Annotated in this window: 29 protein-coding genes and 3 tRNA genes; 20 read left to right on the top strand and 12 right to left on the bottom strand. The window is 64.8% G+C overall.

Annotation, left to right across the window (positions count from 1 at the left end):
* Positions 1–74 precede the first annotated feature (74 nt).
* From ACAM58_RS21455 to ACAM58_RS21430, 6 genes are all read left to right on the top strand, one after another.
* Entirely contained in the window at positions 75–1,001 is a 927-nt protein-coding gene (locus ACAM58_RS21455) for a hypothetical protein (protein ID WP_369663541.1), read from the top strand.
* A gap of 101 nt (positions 1,002–1,102) precedes the next feature.
* Complete coding sequence (locus tag ACAM58_RS21450; protein WP_369663540.1) at positions 1,103–1,261, top strand: hypothetical protein; 159 nt, start codon at positions 1,103–1,105, stop codon at positions 1,259–1,261.
* A gap of 158 nt (positions 1,262–1,419) precedes the next feature.
* On the top strand, positions 1,420–1,635 hold the full coding sequence (locus ACAM58_RS21445) for a major coat protein (RefSeq protein ID WP_369663539.1): 216 nt from the start codon (positions 1,420–1,422) through the stop codon (positions 1,633–1,635).
* A 1,276-nt stretch (positions 1,636–2,911) separates the two neighbouring features.
* Complete coding sequence (locus ACAM58_RS21440) at positions 2,912–3,238, top strand: hypothetical protein (protein WP_369663538.1); 327 nt, start codon at positions 2,912–2,914, stop codon at positions 3,236–3,238.
* A gap of 1 nt (position 3,239) precedes the next feature.
* Complete coding sequence (locus tag ACAM58_RS21435; protein ID WP_369663537.1) at positions 3,240–3,581, top strand: hypothetical protein; 342 nt, start codon at positions 3,240–3,242, stop codon at positions 3,579–3,581.
* Positions 3,578–4,462 (top strand): zonular occludens toxin domain-containing protein, encoded by an 885-nt coding sequence (locus ACAM58_RS21430; protein ID WP_369663536.1) that lies wholly within the window; start codon positions 3,578–3,580, stop codon positions 4,460–4,462. The genes ACAM58_RS21435 and ACAM58_RS21430 overlap by 4 nt, the downstream gene beginning before the upstream one ends.
* Before the next feature lie 163 nt (positions 4,463–4,625).
* On the opposite strand, the gene ACAM58_RS21425 is transcribed toward ACAM58_RS21430, so the two are convergent.
* Positions 4,626–4,853 (bottom strand): hypothetical protein, encoded by a 228-nt coding sequence (locus ACAM58_RS21425; protein ID WP_369663535.1) that lies wholly within the window; start codon positions 4,851–4,853, stop codon positions 4,626–4,628.
* Between the two features lie 71 nt (positions 4,854–4,924).
* Here ACAM58_RS21425 and ACAM58_RS21420 point away from each other — a divergent pair, with 71 nt between their 5' ends.
* The 7 genes from ACAM58_RS21420 (at position 4,925) to greB (ending at position 9,339) form a co-directional block, all read left to right on the top strand.
* Positions 4,925–5,488 carry a recombinase family protein gene (locus ACAM58_RS21420; RefSeq protein WP_369663534.1) on the top strand — a complete coding sequence of 188 codons (564 nt, stop codon included), beginning with the start codon at positions 4,925–4,927 and terminating at the stop codon, positions 5,486–5,488.
* A 35-nt stretch (positions 5,489–5,523) separates the two neighbouring features.
* Positions 5,524–6,534, top strand: coding sequence for a heat-inducible transcriptional repressor HrcA (gene hrcA / locus ACAM58_RS21415; protein WP_015867105.1), 1,011 nt, complete (start codon positions 5,524–5,526; stop codon positions 6,532–6,534).
* A 32-nt stretch (positions 6,535–6,566) separates the two neighbouring features.
* Positions 6,567–6,643 (top strand) — tRNA-Ile (locus tag ACAM58_RS21410).
* A gap of 64 nt (positions 6,644–6,707) precedes the next feature.
* Positions 6,708–6,784 (top strand) — tRNA-Arg (locus ACAM58_RS21405).
* A gap of 288 nt (positions 6,785–7,072) precedes the next feature.
* Positions 7,073–7,669: an adenylyl-sulfate kinase gene (gene cysC, locus ACAM58_RS21400; RefSeq protein WP_369663533.1), complete on the top strand. Its 597-nt coding sequence runs from the start codon at positions 7,073–7,075 to the stop codon at positions 7,667–7,669.
* Positions 7,666–8,727 (top strand): hypothetical protein, encoded by a 1,062-nt coding sequence (locus ACAM58_RS21395; protein WP_369663532.1) that lies wholly within the window; start codon positions 7,666–7,668, stop codon positions 8,725–8,727. The genes cysC and ACAM58_RS21395 overlap by 4 nt, the downstream gene beginning before the upstream one ends.
* A gap of 39 nt (positions 8,728–8,766) precedes the next feature.
* Positions 8,767–9,339, top strand: a complete 573-nt coding sequence (greB, locus tag ACAM58_RS21390) for a transcription elongation factor GreB (RefSeq protein WP_319427543.1) — start codon at positions 8,767–8,769, stop codon at positions 9,337–9,339.
* A 16-nt stretch (positions 9,340–9,355) separates the two neighbouring features.
* Here the strand turns inward: greB and ACAM58_RS21385 are convergent, their stop codons facing one another.
* The 4 genes from ACAM58_RS21385 to ACAM58_RS21370 all read right to left on the bottom strand — a co-directional run bounded on the left by ACAM58_RS21385 (position 9,356) and on the right by ACAM58_RS21370 (position 13,493).
* On the bottom strand, positions 9,356–11,614 hold the full coding sequence (locus ACAM58_RS21385) for a bifunctional (p)ppGpp synthetase/guanosine-3',5'-bis(diphosphate) 3'-pyrophosphohydrolase (protein WP_018907216.1): 2,259 nt from the start codon (positions 11,612–11,614) through the stop codon (positions 9,356–9,358).
* 101 nt (positions 11,615–11,715) lie between these two features.
* The gene (rpoZ, locus tag ACAM58_RS21380) at positions 11,716–11,919 is read right to left on the bottom strand and encodes a DNA-directed RNA polymerase subunit omega (protein WP_015867100.1); all 204 of its coding nucleotides are present in this window, start codon (positions 11,917–11,919) and stop codon (positions 11,716–11,718) included.
* A gap of 30 nt (positions 11,920–11,949) precedes the next feature.
* Positions 11,950–12,570, bottom strand: coding sequence for a guanylate kinase (gmk, locus tag ACAM58_RS21375; protein ID WP_015867099.1), 621 nt, complete (start codon positions 12,568–12,570; stop codon positions 11,950–11,952).
* An 8-nt stretch (positions 12,571–12,578) separates the two neighbouring features.
* Positions 12,579–13,493: a YicC/YloC family endoribonuclease gene (locus ACAM58_RS21370; RefSeq protein WP_027730611.1), complete on the bottom strand. Its 915-nt coding sequence runs from the start codon at positions 13,491–13,493 to the stop codon at positions 12,579–12,581.
* A gap of 91 nt (positions 13,494–13,584) precedes the next feature.
* Between ACAM58_RS21370 and ACAM58_RS21365 the strand changes: the two genes are divergently transcribed.
* From ACAM58_RS21365 to ACAM58_RS21335, 7 genes are all read left to right on the top strand, one after another.
* Positions 13,585–14,592, top strand: coding sequence for a serine/threonine-protein kinase (locus ACAM58_RS21365; protein ID WP_015867097.1), 1,008 nt, complete (start codon positions 13,585–13,587; stop codon positions 14,590–14,592).
* On the top strand, positions 14,589–15,503 hold the full coding sequence (locus ACAM58_RS21360) for a PP2C family serine/threonine-protein phosphatase (protein WP_015867096.1): 915 nt from the start codon (positions 14,589–14,591) through the stop codon (positions 15,501–15,503). Before ACAM58_RS21365 ends, ACAM58_RS21360 begins: the two co-directional genes overlap by 4 nt.
* Positions 15,504–15,567: 64 nt before the next feature.
* The gene (gene rph, locus ACAM58_RS21355; RefSeq protein ID WP_015867095.1) at positions 15,568–16,299 is read left to right on the top strand and encodes a ribonuclease PH; all 732 of its coding nucleotides are present in this window, start codon (positions 15,568–15,570) and stop codon (positions 16,297–16,299) included.
* Positions 16,300–16,316: 17 nt separating this feature from the next.
* Positions 16,317–16,916, top strand: a complete 600-nt coding sequence (locus ACAM58_RS21350; RefSeq protein ID WP_028256406.1) for a non-canonical purine NTP pyrophosphatase — start codon at positions 16,317–16,319, stop codon at positions 16,914–16,916.
* Positions 16,917–16,919: 3 nt separating this feature from the next.
* Positions 16,920–18,179, top strand: coding sequence for a radical SAM family heme chaperone HemW (gene hemW, locus ACAM58_RS21345; RefSeq protein ID WP_369663531.1), 1,260 nt, complete (start codon positions 16,920–16,922; stop codon positions 18,177–18,179).
* Positions 18,180–18,211: 32 nt separating this feature from the next.
* Positions 18,212–18,299 (top strand) — tRNA-Ser (locus ACAM58_RS21340).
* 159 nt (positions 18,300–18,458) lie between these two features.
* Positions 18,459–19,622 (top strand): tyrosine-type recombinase/integrase, encoded by a 1,164-nt coding sequence (locus ACAM58_RS21335; protein ID WP_369663530.1) that lies wholly within the window; start codon positions 18,459–18,461, stop codon positions 19,620–19,622.
* Between the two features lie 117 nt (positions 19,623–19,739).
* Here ACAM58_RS21335 and ACAM58_RS21330 read toward each other — a convergent pair whose 3' ends face one another.
* Genes ACAM58_RS21330 through ACAM58_RS21300 form a run of 7 tightly spaced genes read right to left on the bottom strand, consistent with a single transcriptional unit; the run spans position 19,740 to position 25,334 of the window.
* Positions 19,740–20,090 (bottom strand): DUF4031 domain-containing protein, encoded by a 351-nt coding sequence (locus tag ACAM58_RS21330; RefSeq protein ID WP_369663529.1) that lies wholly within the window; start codon positions 20,088–20,090, stop codon positions 19,740–19,742.
* Positions 20,087–20,815, bottom strand: a complete 729-nt coding sequence (locus ACAM58_RS21325; protein ID WP_369663528.1) for a hypothetical protein — start codon at positions 20,813–20,815, stop codon at positions 20,087–20,089. The genes ACAM58_RS21330 and ACAM58_RS21325 overlap by 4 nt, the downstream gene beginning before the upstream one ends.
* On the bottom strand, positions 20,812–21,171 hold the full coding sequence (locus ACAM58_RS21320; RefSeq protein WP_369663527.1) for a hypothetical protein: 360 nt from the start codon (positions 21,169–21,171) through the stop codon (positions 20,812–20,814). Before ACAM58_RS21320 ends, ACAM58_RS21325 begins: the two co-directional genes overlap by 4 nt.
* Entirely contained in the window at positions 21,168–21,623 is a 456-nt protein-coding gene (locus ACAM58_RS21315; RefSeq protein ID WP_369663526.1) for a hypothetical protein, read from the bottom strand. The genes ACAM58_RS21320 and ACAM58_RS21315 overlap by 4 nt, the downstream gene beginning before the upstream one ends.
* Positions 21,620–22,840, bottom strand: coding sequence for a site-specific DNA-methyltransferase (locus ACAM58_RS21310; protein ID WP_369663525.1), 1,221 nt, complete (start codon positions 22,838–22,840; stop codon positions 21,620–21,622). Before ACAM58_RS21310 ends, ACAM58_RS21315 begins: the two co-directional genes overlap by 4 nt.
* Positions 22,837–24,642, bottom strand: a complete 1,806-nt coding sequence (locus ACAM58_RS21305) for a DNA cytosine methyltransferase (protein ID WP_369663524.1) — start codon at positions 24,640–24,642, stop codon at positions 22,837–22,839. Before ACAM58_RS21305 ends, ACAM58_RS21310 begins: the two co-directional genes overlap by 4 nt.
* A complete protein-coding gene (locus tag ACAM58_RS21300) occupies positions 24,636–25,334 on the bottom strand; it encodes a hypothetical protein (protein ID WP_369663523.1) in 699 nt (232 codons plus the stop codon). Before ACAM58_RS21300 ends, ACAM58_RS21305 begins: the two co-directional genes overlap by 7 nt.
* Positions 25,335–25,344 lie beyond the last annotated feature (10 nt).

Here is a 25,344-nt window from a genome sequence, read left to right as displayed (position 1 = left end):
TTCGCGGCGGGCTGCACGTTCCTTTGGGCCGGTATGTGGTTGGCACGCGGGCTCGTTCTGGTGGGGTGCCCTGCATGAGCTATCTCGGCGCACATCAAGCCTCGGTCAATGCCGCGCGCGCATCCTCCATGGAAGCGCTCCGCGCGTTCTCGCAGCGTCAGACCGCGCGCGATATGCAGACCGCAGAAGCGCGCGCAGCGCGCGGGCTTGTCTCAGTATCAACAAGTGGTTTTGCTGCTCTCCCAACCGCCATGCGGTGGGCAGAGCAGTGCATCACCATCGATCGCCACCAGTCCCGCGTCACGCGGCTGCGCAAGGGTGTTGGTGTCGGCGCGAAAGCGCTTTTGAACCTCGGCGAAGGTCCCTGCGAAAACAACGTGATGGTTACGCTCACGTACAGGGGCGACAACAGCGACTGGAAGCCGCGCCACGTCTCCGACTACATCCGCAAGGTCCGCGAGTGGTTCAAGGACCGCTGTCCCGGTGAACGCCTGCGCTACGTCTGGGTCGCCGAACTACAACAGCGTGGCGTCATCCACTACCACGCCGTCTTTTTCCTCCCCGCGGGGGTGCGCATGCCCCAGGCCGATCGCAAAGGCTGGTGGCCCCACGGGATGACCAACACGCTCAAGGCCACGGCACCCGTGGCGTACCTCATGAAGTACGCCAGCAAGGTCGAGAGCAAAACCATCGGAGGGTTTCCACGTGGCTCACGTATTTACGGCGTCGGAGGCTTGGACGCTCCTGGCGCTGCTTTCAAGCGCTGGGTTCTTTGGCCTGCTTATGTGCAGGGCAATGCTTCGGTCAACGACCGCTTCCGCCCTGCGACGGGAGGCGGCTACCTCAATGCTCAGACCGGCGAGTTTCTCGCGTCTGAGTTCGCACCAACAGGCGGCGGTTTTTCTAGCTTTATCCGAGTGCGGACTACCCCACGGACTGTCGATGCGTCAGGCCCGTTTTCGTGGTGGGCACGACCCGATGACAAGCCTACGTTGCATTGAGAGCAAGCCATGACCGTCGATCAATTCACCGACCTTATTGGGCACATCAACGCCGGGCTTGCGGTCCTGCTGTTCGCGCTCGGCTTCATCGGAGGCCAGCAATGAAAGCGCGAATCGTTGCGTGGGTCATCGTCCTGGGCCTGGCGTATGCGGGCTACTCGTTTGCATCGAAGTGGGACAACCCCTGGGGCAAGGTCGCCATGCCTGTCACTGCGGTGATGCCCTCCATGCCGCAGTGCGGAGAGGACTGCAAGAAATGACCGCCCTTGTTGCTGCGTACCTCAGTGCATGGGCCTTCGGCTACGTCCTCGGCTTCAAGCTCAAGATGATCCGCATCACGCTCGCTGCCGCCTAGAAATTGCCGTCCGGCAAACCGCTGCCAGTCGGCTACTGGCGTGTTCTTTCAGGAGTGTTTTCTATGAACAAGCGTTTCGCACAAATCGCGGCCGGTGCAGCCGGTCTGGCCGGTTCCGTGTCGGCCTTCGCGGTCGATCCGGCCACCGGCCTGGAGGCGGTTTCGAGCCTGTCCGGTTCCAGCACCGGCTACGGCCCCGTGATGTTCGGCCTGGCCGTCACAGTCGTCGGGATCATGATCGGCGTGAAGTGGATCAAGCGCGCTCGCGGCGCCGCTTAAGCCTCGGGCTTTTTCTGGTGGGCACCCTCGCGGGTGTTCACTGGTAAACGTCTGGAGCAACCATGGATCGCATCGCGCTTCTCTTTCTCGCTCTCGCCCTCGTGGCCTGTGCTGCCACCAACCGTCGCGACGACGCATTCAAGGACCGCATTCGTGCATGCGGAACCGTCATTGGGCCTTGCGGGAGTCAGGTGTGGTGAGGCTACTTGCTGTCGCATTGACGGCTTTGCTCACATTGCTTGCGTGCCTGCCAAGTGCGCATGCAGTGCTTCCCGCGGATGCCTATCTGTGGGGCTATCCGGGCAATGGCGGTGCGAACGGAACGTATCCGGGTAGCGGGTTTGTTTTCTCGACGCCTGATGCCGCGTGCAGTGCACAGCTTTGGTTGATGGAAAAGCAATCGGAGTATCCGAATGCTGCATATGTTGGCTCAAGCAAGGTGGATAACTGGACGTACAACTGCTTTTATTCGGGTACCCGTTGGGGGGTGGGATCGACCTATTTGCGACAAGTCAATAAGAGTGGAACTGCAAGCTGCCCTTTGAATAGCTCACCAGTGACGGGTGGTTGTCAATGCAACACCGGCTACGACGAGAGCGGTGGGCAGTGTGTGCCGCACACGAATCAGTGCACTGCGAAAACTGGAGTTGTGAGCATACTGAATTGGACGGAGGGCTATACGCGAACACCTGATGAGGGTGATCGACAGGCGGTAGGTCCGGTCATGTCGCCGCCGTCGAGTGGGGAAGTTTGCGATGGTGGTTGCGCCGTTTCTTTGCAGACCAGCGGGCCGGGCGTTCAACCTTATGTGAGTCAGTCGCCTACGGCTAACGGCCTCTATCGGCGTTCAGTGGATTACCCGAGTCTTGGTCTTGGCAAAGAGTGCACGATGGGTACAGCTGATGCTGGTGCGAAGAAAGAGACACCGCCTCCGGATTGCCCTGGTTCGGTTGGTGAGGTGGGTGGCAAGCCTGCATGCGTGGGTACAGCTGCGAAGCCTATAGCGCCTACTCCTTTGGGTGCTGCGCCGGGTGCTGCTCCAAATGCCGGCAATCCGCCAGCTGGTGGCAAGCCGGCGAGTGGTGATGGTTCGGGTACAGGTAGTGCAGGGCGCACGCCTGGTACGGGTTCTGGGGACGCGAGGGGAGGTCCTAGCGGTGCTGGTGTGGGTGGCAAGGGCGGTGGTGCTGGGGGCACGGCGTCGTCTTCTGCGGGTGGTACTGGTACGGGCGAGACGCCGACGCCCTGCGGTGCACCTGGGCAGGCGGAATGCGCGGTGAAGGTCAACGAGAAAGGCACACCCGAGGGCGTAGGCACCACCTATGACTCGGCCAAGGCCAAGATCGATGAAACCAAGACCAAGAACGACGAACAGTTGACCAAGGCTGCAGGCACTGGTGACAAGGGTTTCTTCGAACCGGTCCGCTCGATGTTCTGGGCGCCACCCGTTGCCGCGTGTGAAACCTTCGACCTTCCGCAACAGGTCGGCAGTCTGAAGCTCGATCCCTGCGGTGTGGTGGACGGCGTTCGCATGGCGATGGCCCTGGTCTGGGCCGGTGGTGGCTTGTTCCTGTGTCTCGGAATGATCAAGAGGAGTTTCTGACATGCCTTTGCTCGCTGCTTTCATCGGCTCCTTGGCCAGTGGCCTGGCTACGCTGTTCGCCACGCAGATGGCGTACACCACTGCGCTCAAGCTCGCGGCCTATGTCACTTGGATTACCGTCGCGGGCGTCTTCATCGCCTCCGTTTTCGTCTGCTGTTCGGCGCTCTACGGCATGCTCGGCAGCGTGAGCGGTGGCGCAGGCTGGACCCGCTATTTGTGGATGGGCCTCGGCATGTTCATCCCGCAGAACGCCGGTGCCGTCATGGCCTGCGTGGCCTCGGTCTGGATCGCTTCCAGCGTCTGGAAGATTCAGCGCATCGGTATTGAGAACTTCTCGAAATGACCGACTACGCATTGACCGGGAAGAAGGGCACCGGCAAGAGCAAAAACGCCGTCCGGCTGTTCCGCGATCGTTACCTCAAGCGCAAGCGTCGATGCGCCACCAATCTCGACATCGACCTCAAGGCCATGTTCGGTGTGCACTCGAAGCAAACTTACGTGCGTGTGCCCGACAAGCCCACCGCGTTCGATCTGCTCGCGGCCGGTCATGGCAATCCCGAGAGCTACGATGAAGATCTCAACGGCGGGCTCTTTCTCGATGAAATGGGAACCTGGCTCAACACCCGCACCTTTGCCGACAAGGAACGCGCTGCCACCCTCGATTTCTTCGCGCATGCGCGCAAGCACGGATGGGACACCTACTACATCATGCAAAACGTGCTTCAGGTCGACAAACAGCTGCGTGAGGCATTTATTGAGCAGACCGTGCGCCATACCCGATTCGATAAGGTCCGCGTGCCCTTCATTGGCTGGCTGCTCGCGCTGCTGTTCGGCGACAAGGCCGGCTATCTCCCGCGCTTCCACCTGGCTGTGGCTCGCATGGGCACCAACCCGCAGGAAATGGCCGCGGACCGCGCGACCTACACCGGCAAGGACATTGAGAAGTGCTACGACACGCGCCAGGTCTTCAAGCACGACTATCCGCACGGCACGCACTCGGTTCTCTCGCCCTGGCATGTCGAGGGCCGCTTTCTCGCGCCAGAGAAGCTCGGTTTCTGGGCGCAGGCATGGTTGGCCTTGACCAAACCGCAAAAGCCCGCCAAACGGGCGCCCAGGACCTTTGACCCGGGGTGGGCACGCGTCGTCAGCCTGTGCCGTCAGTTGCCACCCGCCGAGCGGCTTGGCGTGATGGCTCGATATGCGAGGGCAAGCGCCGGCCGGTAGCCCTGCGCTAGCGGGGCGGACGGTCAAGCGCCGCCGTCGCCACCCGTGGTCCAGTTCGTCGCCCCCTTGAACCTGCCCCTTTATTGCTAAGCCGGAAGTTCGGGGACCCGCTTGCGGGGGAAAGACCCTCGCGCACCCTGTACCCGGCAATTCGTCGCTGTGATCAATCTGCCCGCATGTCTGGAAGGTTTTCCGTTGGTGCCTTGCCTGGCTCTCTTCTCCCGTTGGTTCGGCCTTGTGCCATGCCTTCTCTGACTCCGTCTCGCACTGCGGTTCTGACCACGAGATACAGCGCATAAAACAGGGCCGTGGTGATCACTGCACCGATCACGGCCTGAAAGATCAGACCTTGCCACATGGCGTTTTGAAGTTCCTGAAGATGCCTATCCATTCCCGCTCCTCAACGTGTTGTTGCCAAATGTACTATGCTATGAAAACAATAGCGCTTAGTGAGGCGGGCTGATGTTGGTTGGCTATGCGAGGGTGTCCACGAATGAACAGGAAACGCAGCTCCAGTTGGACGCATTGAAGGCGGCAGGAGTCCGCACGATCTACGCGGAGAAGACGAGTGGGATTGGCCCTCGGCCAGAGCTGCACCGGGCGCTAAGTGCGTTGCGACCTGGCTACACGCTGGTGGTCTACAAAGTGGATCGGCTCGCTCGGAGTCTCAAGGACCTCTTGCATCTGCTCGAGCGTTTGCGTTCAGGCGGGGCATCGTTGCGATCGCTGACCGAGCCGGTTGACACGTCGTCAGCGATGGGCGAATTGGTGCTGCAAATTCTGGGAGCTGTTGCCCAGTTTGAGCGGTCGATCATCCGGGAGCGCTGCGAGGCCGGCCGGGTCGCCGCGAGGGCAAGGGGGGTTAGATTCGGGCGACAGCGGATGTTTTCCAAGACTGAAGACCGATTGGCCTTTGAGCTTTACACCCGAGGGAATTTGAGTTTCAAGGAGATTGGCGGGTTGCTTGGTGTGAGCTACACCGCCGCTAGGGACGCGGTTCGGCGGGAGATTGCCTTCCGCCGCTGACCGAAATTTTTAACGTACAACACTAAAATCTTGCAATGCTGGACGACCGTGCCAAGTTGCTCCTCAAGACGCTGGTCGAGCGTTATATCGCCGAAGGCCAACCGGTCGGGTCGCGGACTTTGTCGCGCGCCCCGGGCCTTGACCTGTCTCCCGCGACCATCCGAAACGTCATGTCCGACCTCGAGGGTTTGGGGCTGATCACCAGCCCACACACCTCGGCCGGACGCATTCCCACCGCGCGCGGCTACCGGCTGTTCGTCGACACCATGCTCACCGCCCAGCGCGAGCACATGAACGCGCCGAGCCACCTGCCCCCTGACCAGCCGCAGAAGGTGATTGCCAACGCGGCCAACCTGCTGTCCAACCTGTCGCAGTTCGTCGGCGTGGTCATGACGCCGCGGCGCGCCTCGGTCTTCAAGCAGATCGAGTTCCTGCGGCTCTCGGACCGGCGGCTGCTGGTGATCATCGTCTCGCCCGACGGCGACGTGCAGAACCGCGTGATCTTTCCGGAAGCCGATTACACGCAGTCGCAGCTGGTGGAAGCATCGAACTACATCAATGCCCACTACGCGGGCCTGACCATCGAGCAGGTGCGCGACCGCCTGCAGTCCGAGGTCGAAAAACTGCGCGGCGAAATTGCCGCGCTGATGCAGGCGGCGGTCAAGGTCAGCTCCGAGGTGCTCACCGAGGCGCAGGAAGACGACGTGGTGATCTCCGGCGAGCGCAACCTGCTTTCCGTCACCGATTTTTCGAGCGACATGGGGCAGCTGCGCCGTGCCTTCGAGCTGTTCGAGCAGAAGGCGCAGCTGATGCGGCTGCTCGACGTGTCGAGCAAGGCAGAGGGCGTGCGCATCTTCATCGGCGGCGAAAGCCAGGTGGTGCCGATCGAGGAGCTTTCCATCGTCAGCGCCAACTATGAAGTCGACGGGCAGGTGGTGGGCACGCTGGGCGTGATCGGCCCCACCCGCATGCCGTACGAGCGAATGATCCAGATCGTGGACATCACCTCGCGGCTGGTCAGCAATGCGTTGAGCCACCGCAAGTGAGCGACGCCGCGAATAGAATCGTGGCCTCTCGTGGGCCGTTAGCTCAGTTGGTTAGAGCAGCGGACTCATAATCCGTTGGTCGATGGTTCAAGCCCATCACGGCCTACCAATTGCATTCATTTCTGAGCTTGGTCCGCCAGGGGCCAAAAATGGATGCTATAATCGATAGCTGTGCGGCTGTAGCTCAGTTGGATAGAGTACTTGGCTACGAACCAAGGGGTCGTGGGTTCAATTCCTGCCAGCCGCACCACTCTTTGAAGGGTTAGGACATTACGTGTCCTAACCCTTTTTCTTTTGCGCGGCTCTCTGCGGAATATTTTTCCGTTCAACGAGATCACGGGCAATGTTCCCGCTCCGGGCTCCATTCAATGCAATCGATCCTGCGCCGGATCGCCCTCGACCTTCGGGTGCTGTTGAGGCATTCTTGTTGTTCACCGGAGGAGCCGGAAGAAAACGAGCCGCTTGAGAACCTTCGTCTTCCTTCACGCCGGGTGAGCCGCTGCCTTGAGGCGCCGCGCCCGGCCAGACCTGTTTTTCGATGCCAGAACAGTTGCAGAAACCAGACGCCGATCGTCCTGCTTCGACAACAACACTGCGGCCGCCGCCCGTCATTTGGCTCACGGGGCTGTCCGGCGCGGGAAAGTCCACCATCGCCGCCGCCTTGCAGCCCTTGCTGCGCGCCAGGGGCGTGGGTGCCGTGCGGCTGGATGGCGACGAGGTCCGCAAGGGACTGAACCACGGGCTCGGCTTCAGCGCGGAAGACCGCCACGAGAACATCCGCCGCATTGCCCACATCGCTCGGCTGTTGAACGAGCAGGGCATGGTGGCAATCGTTGCCGTCGTTTCACCGCTGCAGGCGCTCCGGGATCTCGCGCGCTCGATCGTCGGCCCTTCGTACCACGAGGTCTTCGTGCACGCGCCCCTGGAAGTCTGCGAGCGGCGCGACCCCAAGGGGATGTATGCGCGAGCGCGGCAGGGCGCGATCGCGCGCTTCACCGGCGTGTCCGACATCTTCGAAGCCCCGGCAAACCCCGCGCTCACAGTCGACACTTCCAGCTGCGATGTCTCGGCTGCGGTGCAGCAGATCATGGCTTCGCTGGAGGGAACGGCGCCAACCCGGACGCTGCATCAATGACGCCCGCAAGAAAAAACCACCTGATGATTGCCGGCACGGGGCGCGCCGGCACGACCTTCCTCGTCCAGTACCTGGCGGCTTGCGGGCTGGACACGCATCTTGCAAGGCATCCGGACGCGAGCACCTACAACGGGGACGCCAACGCGGGCCTCGAGGACCTGCCCTTCGACAACCCCGATCTGCCCTACGTCATCAAGTCGCCCTGGCTGCATGCCTATGCCACGCGCCTGCTCGCGGACCCGTCCATCGCGCTCGATGCGGTGATCTTTCCGATGCGCAGCATCGTGGAAGCCTCCACCAGCCGCGTGGTCAACGAGCTGCGCGCACGGTATGCCATGGAGGGCCTGCCGGACGATTGCCGGCTCTGGGAGTCGTGGGGGACCACGCCGGGCGGCATCGTCTATTCGCTCAACCCGATCGACGAAGCACGCCTTCTTGCGCTGGGCTTTCATGAGTTGATGCACACGCTGGTCAAGCACGACGTGCCGCTGGTGATGCTCGACTTTCCGCGTCTCGTGGAGGACCCGGCGTATCTCTACGACAAGCTGCATCCGGTCCTGGGTGCGAAGCTCGACAGGGAGCGGGCGCTGTCGGCCCATCGGGAGACGGCGGTGCCGTCGAAGGTCCGCGTGGGCAGGGAGCTTGCTGCCCACACCGCGCAGGCGCCGGGCAGCATCGAATTTCCTTCCCAGGCCACCCTGGACCGCGTGGCGATCAAGCGTGAGCTGGACAAGGCCGTGTCCGAGTGCGCGGTGCTCCAGCGGAAACTCGACGAGGCAATGGCTTGCCGCGCTGAGCAGCAGCGCGAACTGGACGAAGCCATTGCCGGCCGCACGGCCTGCCAGCAGCATTTGAGCGAGGCAATCGCCGAACGCGATGCGCGCCAACATGAACTCGCCGAATGCCAGCGCAGCCAGGCCGTTCTCGCGCAGGACCTGGAGCGCGCGAGATTGCGCACCTCGCACCTGGAAGCGCAATGCACGGCACTTCGGGCCTCGAACTCGTGGCGCGTGACGGCGCCGCTGCGCACCCTGTCGCGAATGTTGAAAATACGGTGAAAAGCCCATCCCTTCCTTGAGACCAGAGGTTCTACCAAGTTGAGCAAAGCATTCACCAAGGAAACCGAGAGCGACGGTGACGACGACGGCGGTGAAAGCACCGCGCCCGCACTGCCGAGCGGCAGCAAGAACTACATGACGCCGGCCGGCTATGCCCGCCTGCGCGACGAACTGCTTCAGCTGATGGACGAAGAGCGCCCGAAGGTCGTCGAAGCCGTGCACTGGGCCGCCAAGAACGGCGACCGCTCCGAGAATGGCGACTATCTCTACGGCAAGAAGCGGCTGCGGGAAATCGATCGGCGCATCCGCTTTCTCACCAAGCGGCTCGAAATCGCCGAAGTGACCGATCCGTCGGTCCATCACGGCAGCGACCAGGTGTTCTTCGGCGCAACAGTGCGCTATGTGGACGAAACGGGCGACGAGCGCAGCGTGACGATCCTGGGCATCGACGAGGCGGACAGCGCCCAGTCGCAGGTCAGCTGGATCTCCCCGATTGCCCGCGCGCTGCTCAAGTCGCGCGAAGGCGACGTGGTGAAGCTCGTGACGCCGGGCGGCGCCCATGAGGTCGAGCTGCTGTCGGTCAGCTATCCGGCGCCGGGCACGGCGCGCTAGCCTTCCTGCCCGCCGGTCAGGGCGCGGGAACCGTCCTTGCGGCGGTCAGCACAGAGGCCGTGCGCCGCGCGGCACGCAGCACGCTGTCCAGGTGGGTGCGGTCGCGCACCGCAATCACGAAGCGCAGGTCGGTCGAATCCTGCGGCGTCTCGTCGGCCATTTCGACGTGCGTGATGTCGGCTTCGGCGTCGGCCAGGGTCGCGGCCACGCGCGCGAGCACGCCCTTGTCGTTGCGCACCGTGATGACCACGCCGGTTTCGAAGGTGCGGGTCGGCTCGTCCGCCCATTCGACCGCGAAGAAACGCTCGCTGTCCTTGTGGCGCAGGCGCTGGCCCACGCCGCAGGACTCGGTGTGCACGACCAGCCCTTCGCCATGGCCGAGATAGCCCACGATCTCGTCGCCCGGAATCGGCCGGCAGCACAGCGCAAAGCGGACCGACGAGTTCTCGCTGCCATCCAGCGTGACGGCGCCCTGGGAAATGGTCTCGTGCGAGATGAAGCGCTCGCGGCTCAGCAGCAGCGCATCGGGCCGCTCGCCGAGTTCGGACAGCATGGCCACCAGCCGCTTTGCCACGATGCTGGCAATCCGCTTGCCCAGGCCAATGTCGGTCAGCAGCTCGGCGCGCGTGCGGTTGCCGGTGAAGCGCAGCAGCTTTTCCCACAGCGCCTGGTGCTCGGCGTCCTCGGCCGGCAGCTTGCTGAGGCCTTCGGCGCGCAGTGCCTGGGCCAGCAGCTTCTCGCCCAGGCCTTCGGACTCGGCATGGGCCAGGGTCTTCAGGTAGTGGCGGATCTTGGAGCGCGCCCGGCCGGTTCGCACGAAGCCGAGCCACGCGGGATTGGGCGTGGACACGGGCGCGGTGATGACCTCGACCACGTCCCCGTTCTTGAGCTCCGTGCGCAGCGGCACCTGGTCGCCGTTGATGCGTGCCGCGGAGGTGTGGTCGCCGATGTTGCTGTGGATGGCGTAGGCAAAGTCGACCACCGTGGCGCCGCGCGGCAGCGCGAGGATCTGGCTCTTCGGCGTGAAGACGTAGACCGCATCCGGGAACAGGTCGACCTTGACGTGGTCCCAGAACTCGGCGGCGTCGCGGGTTTCGTCCTGGATGTCGAGCAGCGACTGCAGCCACTTGGTGCCGAGCCGGTCGTTGCTGGCCGCGTTCGGCTCGGCCGCCTTGTAGAGCCAGTGCGCCGCCACGCCCGATTCGGCCACCACGTGCATGGCCTCGGTGCGCAGCTGGAACTCCACGTTCACGCCGGCCGGACCCACCAGCGTGGTGTGCAGCGACTGGTAGCCGTTGAGCTTGGCGATCGCGATGTGGTCCTTGAACTTGCCCGGCAGCGGCTTGTACATCTGGTGCAGGATGCCAAGGCCGGTGTAGCAGGCGATCACGTTCGGCACGATCAGGCGAAAGCCGTAGATGTCGGTCACCTGGGCGAAGCTCAGGTGCTTTTCCTCCATCTTGCGGTAGATCGAATAGAGCGTTTTCTCGCGTCCCGCGATGCGCAGCGTCATGTTGGCGTTGGCAAAGGCGGTCTCGACCTCGCGCTGCACCTTCTGGATCAGGTCGCGGCGGCGCCCGCGCGCCTTGGCCACGGCCTTGGACAGGGTGGCATAGCGCCACGGTTTCAGATGGCGGAACGACAGTTCCTGCAGTTCGCGGTACGTTTGGTTCAGGCCCAGCCGGTGCGCGATGGGCGCGTAGATTTCGAGCGTTTCGCGTGAGATCCGGGCCCATTTCTCGCGCGGCGCATCGTCGAGCGTGCGCATGTTGTGCGTGCGGTCGGCCAGCTTGACCAGGATCACGCGCACGTCGCGCGCCATGGCCAGCAGCATCTTGCGGAACGACTCGGCCTGGTTTTCCTCGCGGGTGTTGAACTGCAGCTTGTCCAGCTTGGTGAGCCCGTCGACCAGCTCGGCCACCGGCGCGCCGAAGCGCTCGATCAGCTCGGGCTTGGTGACCCCGCAGTCCTCGATGGCATCGTGCAGCAGGGCGGCCATCAGCGCCTGTGCGTCGAGCTTCCATTCGGCGCATTGCGCCGCTACGGCAATGGGGTGGGTGATGTAGGGCTCGCCGCTGTTGCGCAGCTGGCCCAGGTGGGCTTCGTCGGCAAAGCGGTAGGCGCGGCGCACCAGCTCGGTGTCTTCGGGGCTCAGGTAGTCGAGCCTGGCGGTCAGCGCGGCAAAGCTCGCGGCAGCCGCATTCAGCGCCGCCGGGCTCGGCTTGGGCGTGCCCCCCGTGGGGGCATGGGACTGATGTTTGGCAACCGCGCTCATGGCTACCACTTTAGCGTGACCGCTCTATGGACGCGTCCAGACGTAAAAAAAGCACCGCTTTGCGGTGCCTTTTCGTTGCAGGGCTGCGTCAGAAACAACGATCAGCCCGGCACCTTCTTGAGCATTTCCAGGCCGATCTTGCCTTCGGCGATTTCGCGCAGGGCCGTGACGGCGGGCTTGTTCTTGCTCTCGATCTTGGGTGCATGGCCCTGGCTCAGCATGCGCGCACGGTAGGTGGCGGCCAGGACCAGCTGGAAGCGGTTGGGGATCTGAAGCAGGCAATCTTCGACGGTGATGCGGGCCATGATGGAGTCTTTCGGTCGGTGAGCAGGAAATCAGGGGATGTTCAGGGCGGCGAATGTGTCGGCACGTGCGCGGCGCTGTGCAGAATACCGAAGCCGCTGAGCGTGGACGATCGCCTTGAGATCGAAAAGCGCGCGCTCAAATAACTCGTTGATTATAACGAAGTCGAATTCCCCCGCCCGGGCCATCTCTTCGGCGGCATTCTTGAGGCGCAGCTCGATGACGGCCGCGCTGTCTTCGCCGCGCCGCTCCAGCCGGGAGCGCAGTTCTTCCCAGCTGGGCGGCAGGATGAAGATCATCACGGCGTTGGCGAAGGTCTTGCGGATCTGGATGGCGCCCTGGAAGTCGATTTCCAGGATGACGTCGGCCCCCTGGGCGATGCGCTCCTCGATGGCTTTCTTGGAGGTGCCGTAGCGGTGCCCGTGCACGTGGGCCCACTCCACGAACCCATCCGCCGCGATCATGGCGTCGAATTCGGAGGGCGAGGTAAAGAAATACTCCCGGCCGTGCTTTTCCTGCCCGCGCGGTGGCCGGGTGGTGTGGGAAACCGAGGGCTGGACGGCTGTGTCCAGCTCCATGAGCGCCTTGACCAGGCTCGATTTGCCGGCACCGCTGGGTGCCGCCACGACAAAGATGTTGCCTGGATAGTCCATTCGCTCGCTCATTCGATGTTCTGTACCTGTTCGCGCATCTGCTCGATCAGCACCTTCATGTCCACGCCGATGCGGGTGAGCTCCAGCGCGGCCGACTTGGAGCCCAGTGTATTGGCCTCGCGATGCAGCTCCTGGATCAGGAAGTCCAGCCGCTTGCCGATTTCGCCGCCCTTCTTGAGCAGCCGCTCGATCTCGTCGAGGTGCGAATTCAGCCGCGTGAGCTCTTCCGCCACGTCGATGCGGATGGCAAAGGCGGTGGCCTCGGTCAGCGCGCGGTCCTGGGCGGCCTCGGGCAGGGTGCCGCCGGTCAGGCCCATGGCTTCCTGCCAGCGCTCCAGGAAACGAGCGCGCTGCTGCTCGACCAGCTGCGGAATCAGCGGACCGGCCTGTTCGACCAGCGCGCGCAGCTGGGCGAGGTGGGCCTCCAGCATCTTGGCGAGCCGCGCGCCTTCGCGCTGGCGGGCCGACATCAGCGCATCCAGCGCCTTGCCGGCCACCTCGAGCAGGTCGCCGCCCCAGTCGCCGCGGGCGGCGCTGTCGCCGCCGGCCAGGCGCAGCACGTCGGCCACGCTCAGTTCGCGGGCGCCCGGCAGCCAGGCCTTGATGCCGTCCTGCACGCCGTTGAGCCGCTGCAGCAGCTTGACGGAGGGCTCGACGACGCCCGCCTGGGCGGTGTTCTCGATGGCGGCGCGCACCTCCACCTTGCCGCGCTTGAGCTTGCCCGTGAGCAGCTCGCGCAGCGCGGTTTCATGCTGGCGCAGTTCCTCCGGCAACTTGAAGGTGAGGTCGAGGAAGCGGCTGTTGACCGAGCGGATTTCGACCCCGAGACGGCCCGCGGCGGCAGGCCGTGCCTCGGCTTCGGAGTGGCTGCCGGCGGGGCCGTTCTGGCCACTGGCATAGCCGGTCATGCTGTAAACTGGCATTGCGCCTCACTATGGTTTTGCTTGCAAGCACCGAGGCGTCGGCATGGCGTTCGCTTGCCGCACCATCGCCTTCGGGCGAAACTCCCGGATTATGTCAAAGGTCAAGCCTTCGCCCCTGCTGCCCGATACGGTCATTGGCGGTTACCGCATCGTTCGCCGGCTTTCCGCAGGCGGTTTTGGCGTTGTCTACCTCGCCATAGACCCCAGCGGACAGCAGGTTGCCATCAAGGAATACCTGCCATCTTCGCTCGCCACGCGCGGGCCGGGCGAGCTGACGCCCGAAGTGGCGCCCGAAAAGCTCTCGCTCTACCGGCTCGGCCTCAAGAGCTTTTTCGAGGAAGGGCGCTCGCTCGCGCAGATTTCGCACGCCTCGGTGGTCAGCGTTCTCAACTTCTTTCGCGAGAACGAAACCGTCTACATGGTCATGAACTACCTGGAGGGCGCCACCCTGCAGGACTTCGTGGTGACCGCGCGCGACCTGAAAAGGCCCAAGGTCTTCCGCGAATCGACCATCCGGTCGCTGTTCGACGAGATCCTGCGCGGCCTTCGCATCGTGCACCAGTACAAGATGCTGCACCTGGACATCAAGCCCGCCAACATCTTCGTCACCGACGACGACCGGGCGGTGCTGATCGACTTCGGCGCCGCGCGCGAGGTGCTCAGCAAGGAGGGCATCTTCATCCGGCCGATGTACACCCCCGGCTTTGCCGCGCCCGAGATGTACCGGCGCGACTCGTCGATGGGTCCCTGGACCGACATCTACGCCATCGGTGCCTGCATCTATGCCTGCATGCAGGGCTATCCGCCCAACGACGCCCCGCGCCGCATCGAGAAAGACCGGCTCAGCCTGTCGCTGTCGCGCCTGCGCGGCGTGTACTCCGACAATCTCATCGAGGTGGTCGAATGGTGCATGTCGCTCGATCCGCTCTCGCGTCCGCAGTCGGTCTTTGCGCTGCAAAAGGAGCTCAGCCGCGAAGGCGAGCGCCGCTATACCAAGCTCACCGTCGGCGAAAAGGTGCGGCTTTCATTTGACAACATCCGCTCCTTCGACAAGAAGGCCCTGCCTAGGGCGGCGGCACCTACCACGCGCCCGGCATGAAATTCTCGGTATTCCAGGTCAGCCGCAAGGGCGGCCGTCTCAAGAACGAAGACCGCATGGGCTACTGCTACACGCGGGAGTCGGGCCTTTTCGTGCTGGCCGACGGCATGGGCGGCCACCCCGAGGGCGAGGTTGCGGCCCAGCTGGCGCTGCAGACCATCGCGGCCCTCTACCAGCGCGAAGCGCGCCCCACCGTCAAGGACGTCAAGGCCTTCCTGGCCGAATCGGCCATGGCGGCGCACCAGCAGATCATGCGGTACGCGAGCCACAAGGCCATGCTCGACACGCCGCGCACCACCGTCGTCGCGGCGCTGCTCCAGGGCACCACGGCCACCTGGATGCACTGCGGCGACTCGCGCCTCTACGTGGTGCGCGACGGCCGCCTGCTGACCCGCACGCGCGACCATTCGCATGCCGAGCGCCCGCGTCCGCATGGCGCGGACATGCCGGTCAACCGCAACCTGCTGCTCACCTGCCTGGGCTCGCCGACCACGCCGCTGTTCGACATTTCGGCCCCGCTGCAGCTGCAGCGCGGCGACCGCATCATGCTGTGCTCCGACGGCGTCTGGGGCGTGCTCGACGACGCCGTCATCGTGCACACGCTGTCCTCCGACAAGCCGGTGTCCGACGCCGCGCCCGACCTGGCCGAAATGGCGCTGCGCAAGGGCGGCGCGCACAGCGACAACGTCACGCTCATCGCCCTCGAATGGGAAATGCCCGATTCGACGGGCGAAGACCGCGGCGTTTCCACCGAGACCATCGACGACGGCGTCTTTGCTTCCACCATCCAGGCCGGCATGCCCGCGGACGGCGAACTCGACGCGCTCGACGACCTCGACGAAGACGCCATCGAGCGCTCGATTGCCGAAATCAACGAAGCCATTCGCCGTTCGGCAGCCAAGAAAACCTGATCGCCTGGCTGCTTCGGCTTGCGGGCCGTCTGCGCTTTTTGTTCCACATACCTCTCACAAAAAAATGACTGCTTTCACACGAAGCGGCGGCCGTGCCGCCGACCAGCTGCGCCCGGTGCGCATCACCCGCGGTTTCACCATCCACGCCGAGGGCTCGGTGCTCATCGAATTCGGCCAGACCCGCGTGCTGTGCACCGCCTCGGTCGAAGAGCGCGTGCCGCCGCACAAGCGCGGCAGCGGTGAAGGCTGGGTCACGGCCGAATACGGCATGCTGCCGCGCGCCACCCACACGCGCAGCGACCGCGAAGCCGCCCGCGGCAAGCAAAGCGGCCGCACGCAGGAAATCCAGCGCCTCATCGGCCGCTCGATGCGCGCCGTGTTCGACCTGGCCGCGCTGGGCGAGCGCACCATCCACCTCGACTGCGACGTGCTGCAGGCCGATGGCGGCACCCGCACGGCGGCCATCACCGGCGCCTTCGTCGCCGCGCAGGACGCCGTCAACAAGCTGCTGGCCGCCGGCACGATCCCCGCGTCGCCCATCAGGGGCCATGTCGCGGCCATTTCGGTCGGCATCGTTGCCGGTACGCCGCTGCTCGACCTCGAATACACCGAAGACTCCGCCTGCGATACCGACATGAACGTCGTGATGACCGGCGCCGGCCACTTCGTCGAAGTGCAGGGCACCGCCGAGGGCGCGGCCTTCTCGCGCGAGGAGATGAACCTGCTGCTCGGCCTGGCCGAAAAGGGCATTGGCGAACTGATCGTGCTGCAGCAGCAGTCCCTCGTTTCGAAGTGATCGATCGGTCGATGGCGATGAAACTGGTCCTGGCCTCCAACAACGCCGGCAAGCTTGCCGAACTCCAGCAATTGTTTGCGGAGCTGGCCGTGACGCTCGTGCCCCAGTCGGCGTTGGGCGTGGGCGAGGCCGAGGAGCCGTTTCGCACTTTCGTCGAAAACGCGCTGGCCAAGGCGCGCCATGCCAGCGCCGCGACCGGCCTGCCGGCCATTGCCGACGACGCAGGCATTTGCGTCGACGCCTTCGGCGGCCTGCCGGGCGTGGACACCGCGTTCTATGCCACGCAGTTCGGCTATGCCAAGGGCGACGCCAACAACGTCAAGGCGCTGCTCGAGCAGCTCGACGGCGTGGCCAACCGGCGCGCCGCGCTTGTCAGCACGCTGGTTGCGCTGCGCGGGCACGACGACCCCGAGCCGCTCATCGCAGTCGGTCGGGTCGTCGGTGAAATCACGAAGGCGCCCATCGGCGACAACGGCTTCGGCTTCGATCCTGTCATGTACCTGCCCGGCTTCGGCAAGACCTTTGCCCAGCTGCCGCCCGAGGTAAAAAACGCCAACAGCCACAGGGGCCAGGCGGCCAAGGCCATGCTGGCGCTGATGCGCGAACGCTGGTTCTGAGCGATGGCCTCTGTCGTTCCCATCCAGCCCGTACAGCCCGCGGGCGCACCGCAGGCCAACGACGTGCTGCACTGGATGCGGCCCGGCCCGCTGCAGCTCGCGGCGCTGCCGCCGCTCTCGCTCTACATCCATCTGCCCTGGTGCCTGCGCAAGTGCCCCTACTGCGACTTCAACTCGCACGAGTGGCGCGCCACCAACGAGGCCGAGGCCGAGGGCATTCCCGAGCCGGCGTACCTCGACGCGCTCATTGCCGACCTGGACGCTGCGCTGCCGCTCATCTGGGGCCGCACCGTCCACACCATCTTCATCGGCGGCGGAACGCCAAGCCTTTTTTCGCCGCAGGCCATCGACCGCCTGCTCGGCGATGTGCGCGCCCGCCTCAAGCTGGCGCCCGAATGCGAGATCACGCTCGAAGCCAACCCCGGCACCTTCGAGCGCAACCGCTTCCGCGCCTACCGCAGCGCGGGCGTCACGCGGCTTTCGGTGGGCGTGCAGAGCTTCAACGACGAGCACCTGAAGGCGCTCGGCCGCGTGCACGACCGCGCCCAGGCCATTGCCGCCATGGAAGAAGCCGCGAGCGCGTTCGACACCTTCAACCTCGACCTGATATATGCGCTGCCGGGCCAGACGCTCGAGGGGCTGGACGCCGACCTGACCCAGGCGCTGGCGCTCGCGCCGCCGCACATCTCGGTGTACCACCTCACCATCGAACCCAACACCTGGTTCGCCAAGTTTCCGCCGGCGCTGCCCGAAGACGACCTGGCCTACGCCATGCTCGACCGCATCGCCGAGCGAACCGCCGCCAGCGGCATGTCGCGCTACGAAGTGTCGGCCTATGCGCGCAGCGGCCACGCCTGCGCGCACAACCTCAACTACTGGCAGTTCGGCGACTACCTGGGCATTGGCGCCGGCGCACACAGCAAGCTGAGCTTCGCGCACCGCATCGTGCGCCAGGTACGCTTTCGCGAGCCGCGCCTGTACATGAACAACGCCCGCACCGGCGCCGCCGTGGCGCAAAGTGACGAAGTGGCGCTGGCCGACTTGCCGTTCGAGTTCATGCTCAACGCGCTGCGCCTGAAGGAGGGCTTCACGCTGCCCCAGTTCAGCGAACGCACCGGGCTGGCCATGACCAGCATTCAAAAGGGCCTGGAGGAAGCCGAGCGCAAGGGCCTCATCGCGCGCGACCTGCATCGCGTGTGGCCCACCGAGCGCGGGCTGGACTTCCTGAGCGACCTGCAGTCGCTCTTCCTGCCCGACGAGTAACGGGCCGGCGTCAGCATAAAATCGACGGTTCCGGAGAGTTGGGTGAGTGGTTTAAACCAGCAGTCTTGAAAACTGCCGACGTGAAAGCGTCCGTGAGTTCGAATCTCACACTCTCCGCCAGAATCGATCCTTGGCAGTTTTTGAAAGTCCCGTGCAGTCCATGCGACGGGACTTTTTCATTGGGGGATGCGTCCTTTTGAGTCCGGCGCAATCTGCGATAGGCCGCCCCTAGCCAGCTACCAAACATGGCATCAGTCATGGTATTTTCGAGCCGATACCATGACCCTCACTGTTAAAGCTGTTGATGCGGCCAAACCGCGCGAGAAGGCCTACAAGCTGACCGACGCGCACGGCCTATATTTGTTCGTCTCGCCCACTGGCGCGAAGAGCTGGCGTGCGAACTACACCGCGGGCGGAAAGCAAAAGACAAAGACGTATGGCCTCTACCCTCCCGTGAGCCTGGCGGATGCCCGAAAAGCTCATGCGGCTGCTCGTGAGGCGCCGCAGGCCGAGGTGGCGGCGCCCACCTTCGAGACCGTGGCGCGCGACTGGCTCAAGGCGAAGCTGCCAACGCTATCCAACGGCAAGCATCAAATTCAGGTCGAGAACACGCTGGAGCGGTATGCCTTCCCGCTGCTCGGATCGCGGCCGATCAATGCCATCCCGCGCTCGGAGTTGGTCACGGTGGTGCGAGCGGCGCAAGCTGGCGGCAAGATCGAGACGGGACATCGTGTGGCGAGTCGCATCTCGGCTGTCTTCGACTTCGCGCAGGATACGGGCTTGCTTCAGCAGCATGGTGCGGCAGGGCTAACGCGCGTGCTCATCGCGAGAAAGACAAAGAAGCCGATGGCGAGCATTCCGGCGGAAGAGGCCGGTGAGCTGATGCGCGCCATTGATGGCTATGAAGACTCGGTGACTCGGCTCGGCCTGCAGCTGCTGGCTCACACGTTCGTCCGCGTGGGCGAGCTGCGCGGCATGCTGTGGGGGGAGCTGAAGGAAAAGGGCGCGGTGTGGGTGGTGCCTGAAGCGCGCATGAAGATGCGCATTCCCCATGTAGTGCCTTTGTCACGGCAAGCGCAGGCGATTCTTGCGACGCTGCGAAAGATGAGCGGCGACGGCTCGCTGGTTCTCGACTCTCCGATTCGTCCCGGACACCCGCTATCGGAGAACACATTTCTGTTTGCCTTGTACCGCCTGGGCTACCGCGGTCGCATGACCGCGCACGGCTTCCGGGCGTTGGCATCGACGGTGCTCAATGAGCGCTCGGGCTTCGCTCACGATGTGATCGAGCGGCAGCTCGCGCACAAGGAAACCGATGCAGTCCGCGCGGCATATAACCGCGCGGAATACCTCACGCAGCGACGTGAGCTGATGCAGTGGTGGTCGGACTGGCTTGAGGCGGCTCAACGCAACGACGAAGGTCCGAAACGCGCCAGCGAGTGAGGCCGGCAATCTTGACGGGCTGCGGAAGCTCTTCCAGCTTGACCTTGTTCCAGAACGTCGAGCGACCCATCGAGAGCATTGCGGCAGCCTCGGCCGCGGGGACTAGAAGTTTTTCGCTCATGGCGTTCCTTGAATGTTGTGTGCGGAGGCTCGTGCGGCACGGTGGGTGCTTAGCCATTGCTCGGCGTCGGCGGCGGGACCGAGGGCGCCGGTGACCCGGCGGCGGGTGTTCATGGCGCCGGCCTGGCGCCATGTGATTTCGACGGCGCCAGCGGCTACCGCGAGCACGCGTTTCGAGAGCGCGATGTCGTAATGGCTTCCGCTTGTGGCGGCTGGCGATTGCCACCATTTACGGTCAATGCCAATGCTCGCGGCCATCGTGTGTAGTTCGTCGTCGGTGTCGGCCAGCATGTGGCACATCACCATCCGGCCAAACTTGGCGCGCATGTTGTCGACGTAGACGGTCACAGCGTGAGCCTCCGAAACGACACGACCCATACCCATGGATTGGCCGTCCAACTGCCGGGGCCATGAATCGATTCCCACAGCGCTCGGAAAGAGGCGCGAGGCGAGTAAGTGCCGTCCACCTCTGCTTGACCGTACAGACTCCACAGGCCGCTCGGTGTCTTTTCGATGCCCTCTGCGATGGATTCGGCTTCGCCAATGTCCTGCAGGCGCTCGACTCGCACGCTGTTGATTTCGAGGTCGATGCGGCTCATAGCGCGGGGCATATGAATGGCCGGGCGCTTCTTGATCTCGTAGGGCTCGACTTCGGTGCAGTCGTCTTCCGAGGGCGCCAAGCCGCCTTCCAGGCATGCCCGCCCTTTGTCTGATTCGACATACACCGGCCCAACGTAGCCATGGTCTTCGACGCGCAGGGTGGTCTCGCGCACCCAAAGCCGATCGCCTGACTGACCGTAAGGGCAGCACTCCATTAGCCGTGCGTGGCTGATGTCGTGCCACCGCATCGCAGAGTCCCGAAAGTGCCAGTCGTAGCCGAGCGAGTCGCTGCGGTCGAACTCGGTCACGGCGCCAAAACCAGCCAAGCGCGCGATCTCGCGGCGTGTTTGCTTCTTCGGGTCCGCGTCGCGCAGTACGGCGCGCACCATGGGGCCCGCGTAGAGAATGGGCTTCTCTTTCGGGAACTGGGCGACCGGCACGTGGCTGGCGCAGACGAACTCGGGCGGCATCATGCTGGCTCCTTCTGCAGCATCCGGCGGAGGCGCAGCTGCAGCGCGGCGGCGGCATCAAGTCGAGCATGTAATCCTTCGAGCGCCTCGGCGCTCAGCGGATAGCCCGACCGGCGAACGAGGCGCGCAGCGTCCTGCAGCGTGTGCAGGTCATGCGGGTTGTGGAACTCGACAGTCATCCGGCTGGCGGTGACATCAACGCCAGCCACGGAAACGAGCGGGCCGGCGCATGCAATCTCTGTTGCAGCCATTGCGTCGGTGGTGGCGAGAATCGCCTCGACTAGCTCCACGCGTCGGGCGGGCGCCAGCTCGGGGGCAAGGCGCTTCACCACGCGCCAAAGGGCGGTTCTGCTGCTCATGCTGTCGCCCGCTGTTCTGCTGCGGCCTGGCGCAGCGTGAGGTGGTAGGAGGTGGCGGCGGCCTCGGCCATCTGCTGCGGCGTGCTGTTGCGCAGCATTTCTTCGTAGATCTCGAGGCCGGCGACGATGGCATGCAGGCCGGGGCCGTCGAACCCGTAGCGTCCATGGCGCCCACGGATGCCGTCGCAGCGGATCAGCGCATCGCGAGCAGCGACCATGGGCGCGACGCATACCGGGTCGATCTGCTCGGCGCGAATGAGGCCGACGTTGATGCACGATGCGAGGCGGTCGAACATGTCGTCATCGGTCGTGCCGGCCTTGAGCTGGCAGAACGCATCGTGCAGCTTCAACATCACCTCATCTGCAGTGCCTGAGTGTGTGTCCTGGCGCGCGGCGATGACCATTGCCCAGGTCGCAGGGTTGACGTTGGAACGGGGGAGTCGGCGCTTCATGCGGCCTCCAGTAGTGATGGTTGATGGCCCATCCGCGCGGCGAATTCGATGCGCGCGCGGGCGAGTTCGAAATACCCTAGTGGGTTGCCCTGTTCGTCTTCGTCGCGCTCGATGCCGATGAAGCGAAAGCCTTCCAGCACTGCGGCCTTGCCGGTGCTGCCGGAGCCCATGAAGGGGTCGAGAAGCAGCCCTTGGGGGGGAGTGACAAGGCGGCACAGGTACCGCATGAGCGCGGTGGGCTTCACCGTGGGATGGAAGTTGCCGCCGCGGCTGGCGCCGACGCGCTCTGCATCGCGAAGGGTGCTGCCCTGCTTGAACTGTGGGCCGGGATCGGGCAGTCCTTCGTGCCGGTCTTCGGCACTCGCCTTGGCGCAATAGAAGAATCGGGCAGCGCTGCCTTCGTCAAGCCGGCGGGCGCCGGGGCGCATCTTGAAGCCGACCGTGCCGCCGTTCTCGTTGTCGGCGCTGGGCTCGTCGCCGCGACCTCGACGCATCGCGCCGTAGGTGTTCTGCGTCTTCCTGGCTTCCGTGTCGGTGCTGATGTCACCTTGCTGACCTGGCGCGTCCGGGAATGCCGCCAGGACCTCCGCGCTGCCGTCGTGCAAGACGTTTGCCGGATGGCGGCCGACATAGACGCGTTCTTCGAGGGCTTCGCGCTTCTCGGAAACGGTGGGATCGCCGAAGCGGTTTCCACGCATGGGCGTGAAGTCCGTAGGGCGTGCAGTGCGCGCGTCGGTGCCCACGCGGCAGGCGTCGATATTGAGCGCGCCAGTGCCGTGCGTCTGAAGGTTGAGGGAGAGCGGGCCAACGGGCGCCTTGCGCGCAAGCGCGATGGGCTCGTGCGCCGGCTTCAGTGCGGTATTCCAGCCCGCCCAGTCAACGGGTACCTTTTTGCGGTCAGTGCCCTTCGGAAATCCCGAGCCGTAGATCCACATCAGCTGATCGCGGATTTCAAACTTGGCGTCTTCGATGGCGCACACCATCCGGTGATAGGTGCGCGACCCGCTGAAGGCCAGCATGTAGCCGCCGGGCTTCAGAACGCGAAGTACTTCGGCCCACATCGCGGCGCTGTAGGCGATGCCGCTCGCGTCCCACGATTTGCCCATGAAGCCGAGTTCATAAGGCGGGTCGGTCACGACCGCATCGACGCTCGCATCCGGCATCGAGCGCATGATTTCGACGCAATGGCCGCGGTGAAGGGTGAAGGCATCGCTCATGCTGCTGCCCTTTCCTGCCACGTCTCGCGGTAGTTCGCGGCCGTGACGGCGCGCTGCAGCCCTGGCGGAACCGCGTTGCCGATCATGGCGACCTGCTGCGTCTTCGTGAACATGCGGCCGTCGTGCCCGCGGTCGATGACGTACTGCCGCGGGAAGCCCGTGGCGTTCGCCAGCTCGCGCGGCACCAGCATGCGCAGGCAGATGTCCACGATGACCCACGGCTCGCCTTGCAGCCACACCGTGACCAGCGCAAGGCGGTCTTTCGTGGTGATCGTGTGCATGGGGTCGCGCACGTCGCCCCATTGGCCTCCCTCGCCGTAGTAGCGGATCAGGAAAGCGGCGCAGCGCAGTGCGCCGGCCTCGGCTTCGGGCGCGAGGTGGTACTCGACAAGGCCGTGGTGCTGGCCGCCGGCGCTGACCGTGCGCAGCGGTTCGTCCAACGGGCGCGCGTCGCAGTTGCCGCGCAGGTGCGCAAGGTGCGCGGTCACAAGCCGCTGCTGGCTGCCGGCAGTGGTCACGGTCGAAAGCGGGTCGTTCGCGCTGCGGGCTGGCGTGGTGTTGTGCCCGCCGTTCGCCTGTTCAACGAACGCTGTCACGAGCGCGTGCTTTGCGGCGCCAGCGACCACGGTCCCGAGCGGCTTGGAGATGTCGAGCGCGCGCGGCGCCTGGCCGGCGCGCTCGCCGTAGCCGGTTTGCACCAGCGTGCCGATGGCCATGGCCTGGCCGCCGCCGCTGGCGGTGACGGTGCCCACGGGGTCGCGGATGTCCTTGGCCCCGTAGCTCCAGCGCCTGGCGCCGGGCTTGCCCTCGCCGTGGCCGGCTTGGATCATGACGGGCGTCGCGAGCATGAACTCGCCGCGCTGGGCGGTGGTCACGGTGCGCAACGGTTCGCGGATGTCGTGCACCCGAACGCTGCCCGAGTGCGTCACCGGGACGATGAAAGGGTCTGCGTTGTCGAGCACGTACCGCTTCAGGCCGTGGGCGATGCGCCGGCACGTCGCGTCAACGAGCGGCTTCTTCCGGTCGAAGATGCTCTGCGTGGGCAGCGAGAAGTCGATGCATTCGGCCGCGCTGCGCCACTTCTTCAGGCCCTTCGCCGGCTTCTGCGCGTGCGTGGCTTCCGGCCATTGAATCGGCAGGCCGTCGCGGCGCGCCACCATGAACAGGCGCAGGCGCGTGGTGGGGACGCCGTAGTCGGCGGCGCGCAGCAGGCGGTGCTCGATGACATAGCCCTTCGTGCGCAGCAGGGCGAGGAAGCGTTCCCACGTCTTGCCGATACGCTTCGGGTCTGGCACCAAGTGCTGCAGGCGGCGCGGCACGTATTCGCCCGGTGCGGCCACCGTCCCATCGAGCTTGATGACGCGGCCGGTGGCCTTGTCGCGCTTCGCGATCAGCGGGCCCCATTTGCGGATCTGCTCGACGTTCTCAAGGGTGATGACATCGGGCAGCGCCTGGCCGGCCCACCGGACCACGATCCACGACAGCGAGCGGATTTCGGTATCGCGTGGTTGCCCGCCGAGCGCCTGGCTGAAGTGCGTGCAGTCCGGGCTCGCATGGAAGTAGCCGGTGGACTGCCCGCCGGTCAGCTCGCGCGGGCACAGCTCGCGCACGTCCTTGCGGTAGTGCCGCGTCTGCGGATGGTTGATCCGGTGGCACGAAACGGCGTTCTCGTTGTGGTTGACCGCGATATCGACGTGTCGGCCGATGGCCTGCTCGATGCCGGTGCAGCTGCCGCCCGAGCCGGCGAACAGCACGATGACCAGCTTCGCCGACAGATTGAGAATGAACTGCGGGGTCAGCATGGCGCCACCTCGAGCTTCACGCGCGCGCGGTCAATGCCGAGGTCGCGCGCGACAAACTCGGACAGCACCAGCCCCTGCAGGTGGCGCACGTCGTGAATGTTGGAGATGACGGCCTCGGGCTTGAAGCGCGCGCCGTCCGTCGCGCTGACATGGGCGTTCTCGGCCTCGCCGTTGCAACCTGGCCGAGTCACTTGCCAGAGCGTGCCGCCGGCGGCGCGCACGGTGTCGGCCTCGTTGTCGAACCGAACGTCGGTGATGACAAAGCGGCTTTCGCCGTCGCGCTGGTATGCGACCAGGCGCGAGAGCAGGGCGCGTGTCCAGTAGCGCGGATGCTGCATGCGGCGGTACTCTGTGCCCCACCATTGAAGAATCTGCCGCGGTGCGCGCGGCATGTCGAGCCATTCGTCGCTGAGCGGCGTGCGGTGGTCCGGTGCCGCTGCGCTGAGCGAATAGACCACGGCCGCGAGGAAGTCCTGCGGCGCGCCGCGCATGCGCAGGGCCGGAATGGGAATGCTCTTGAGGTGAGGCGATGCCAGTTCGTCGGGCATGAGCCCGAACCCGTTGGCGACCTCGCCGCGCAGGGCATCAGCGAAGGCCAGTTTGCGAAAGCGCGCATGCGCCACCAGCAAATCGGCCACCGTGTCTTTGCCCGAGCCGGCAAAGCCGGTCAAGCCGATGATGTGTTGCTTCATGCGCGCTGGC

The sequence above is a fragment of the Variovorax sp. V116 genome (assembly GCF_041154435.1).
In the GTDB taxonomy this organism is placed as follows: domain Bacteria; phylum Pseudomonadota; class Gammaproteobacteria; order Burkholderiales; family Burkholderiaceae_C; genus Variovorax; species Variovorax paradoxus.
The sequence above is the reverse complement of the archived record's forward strand: the minus strand, read 5'-3'. Positions and strand labels throughout refer to the sequence as shown.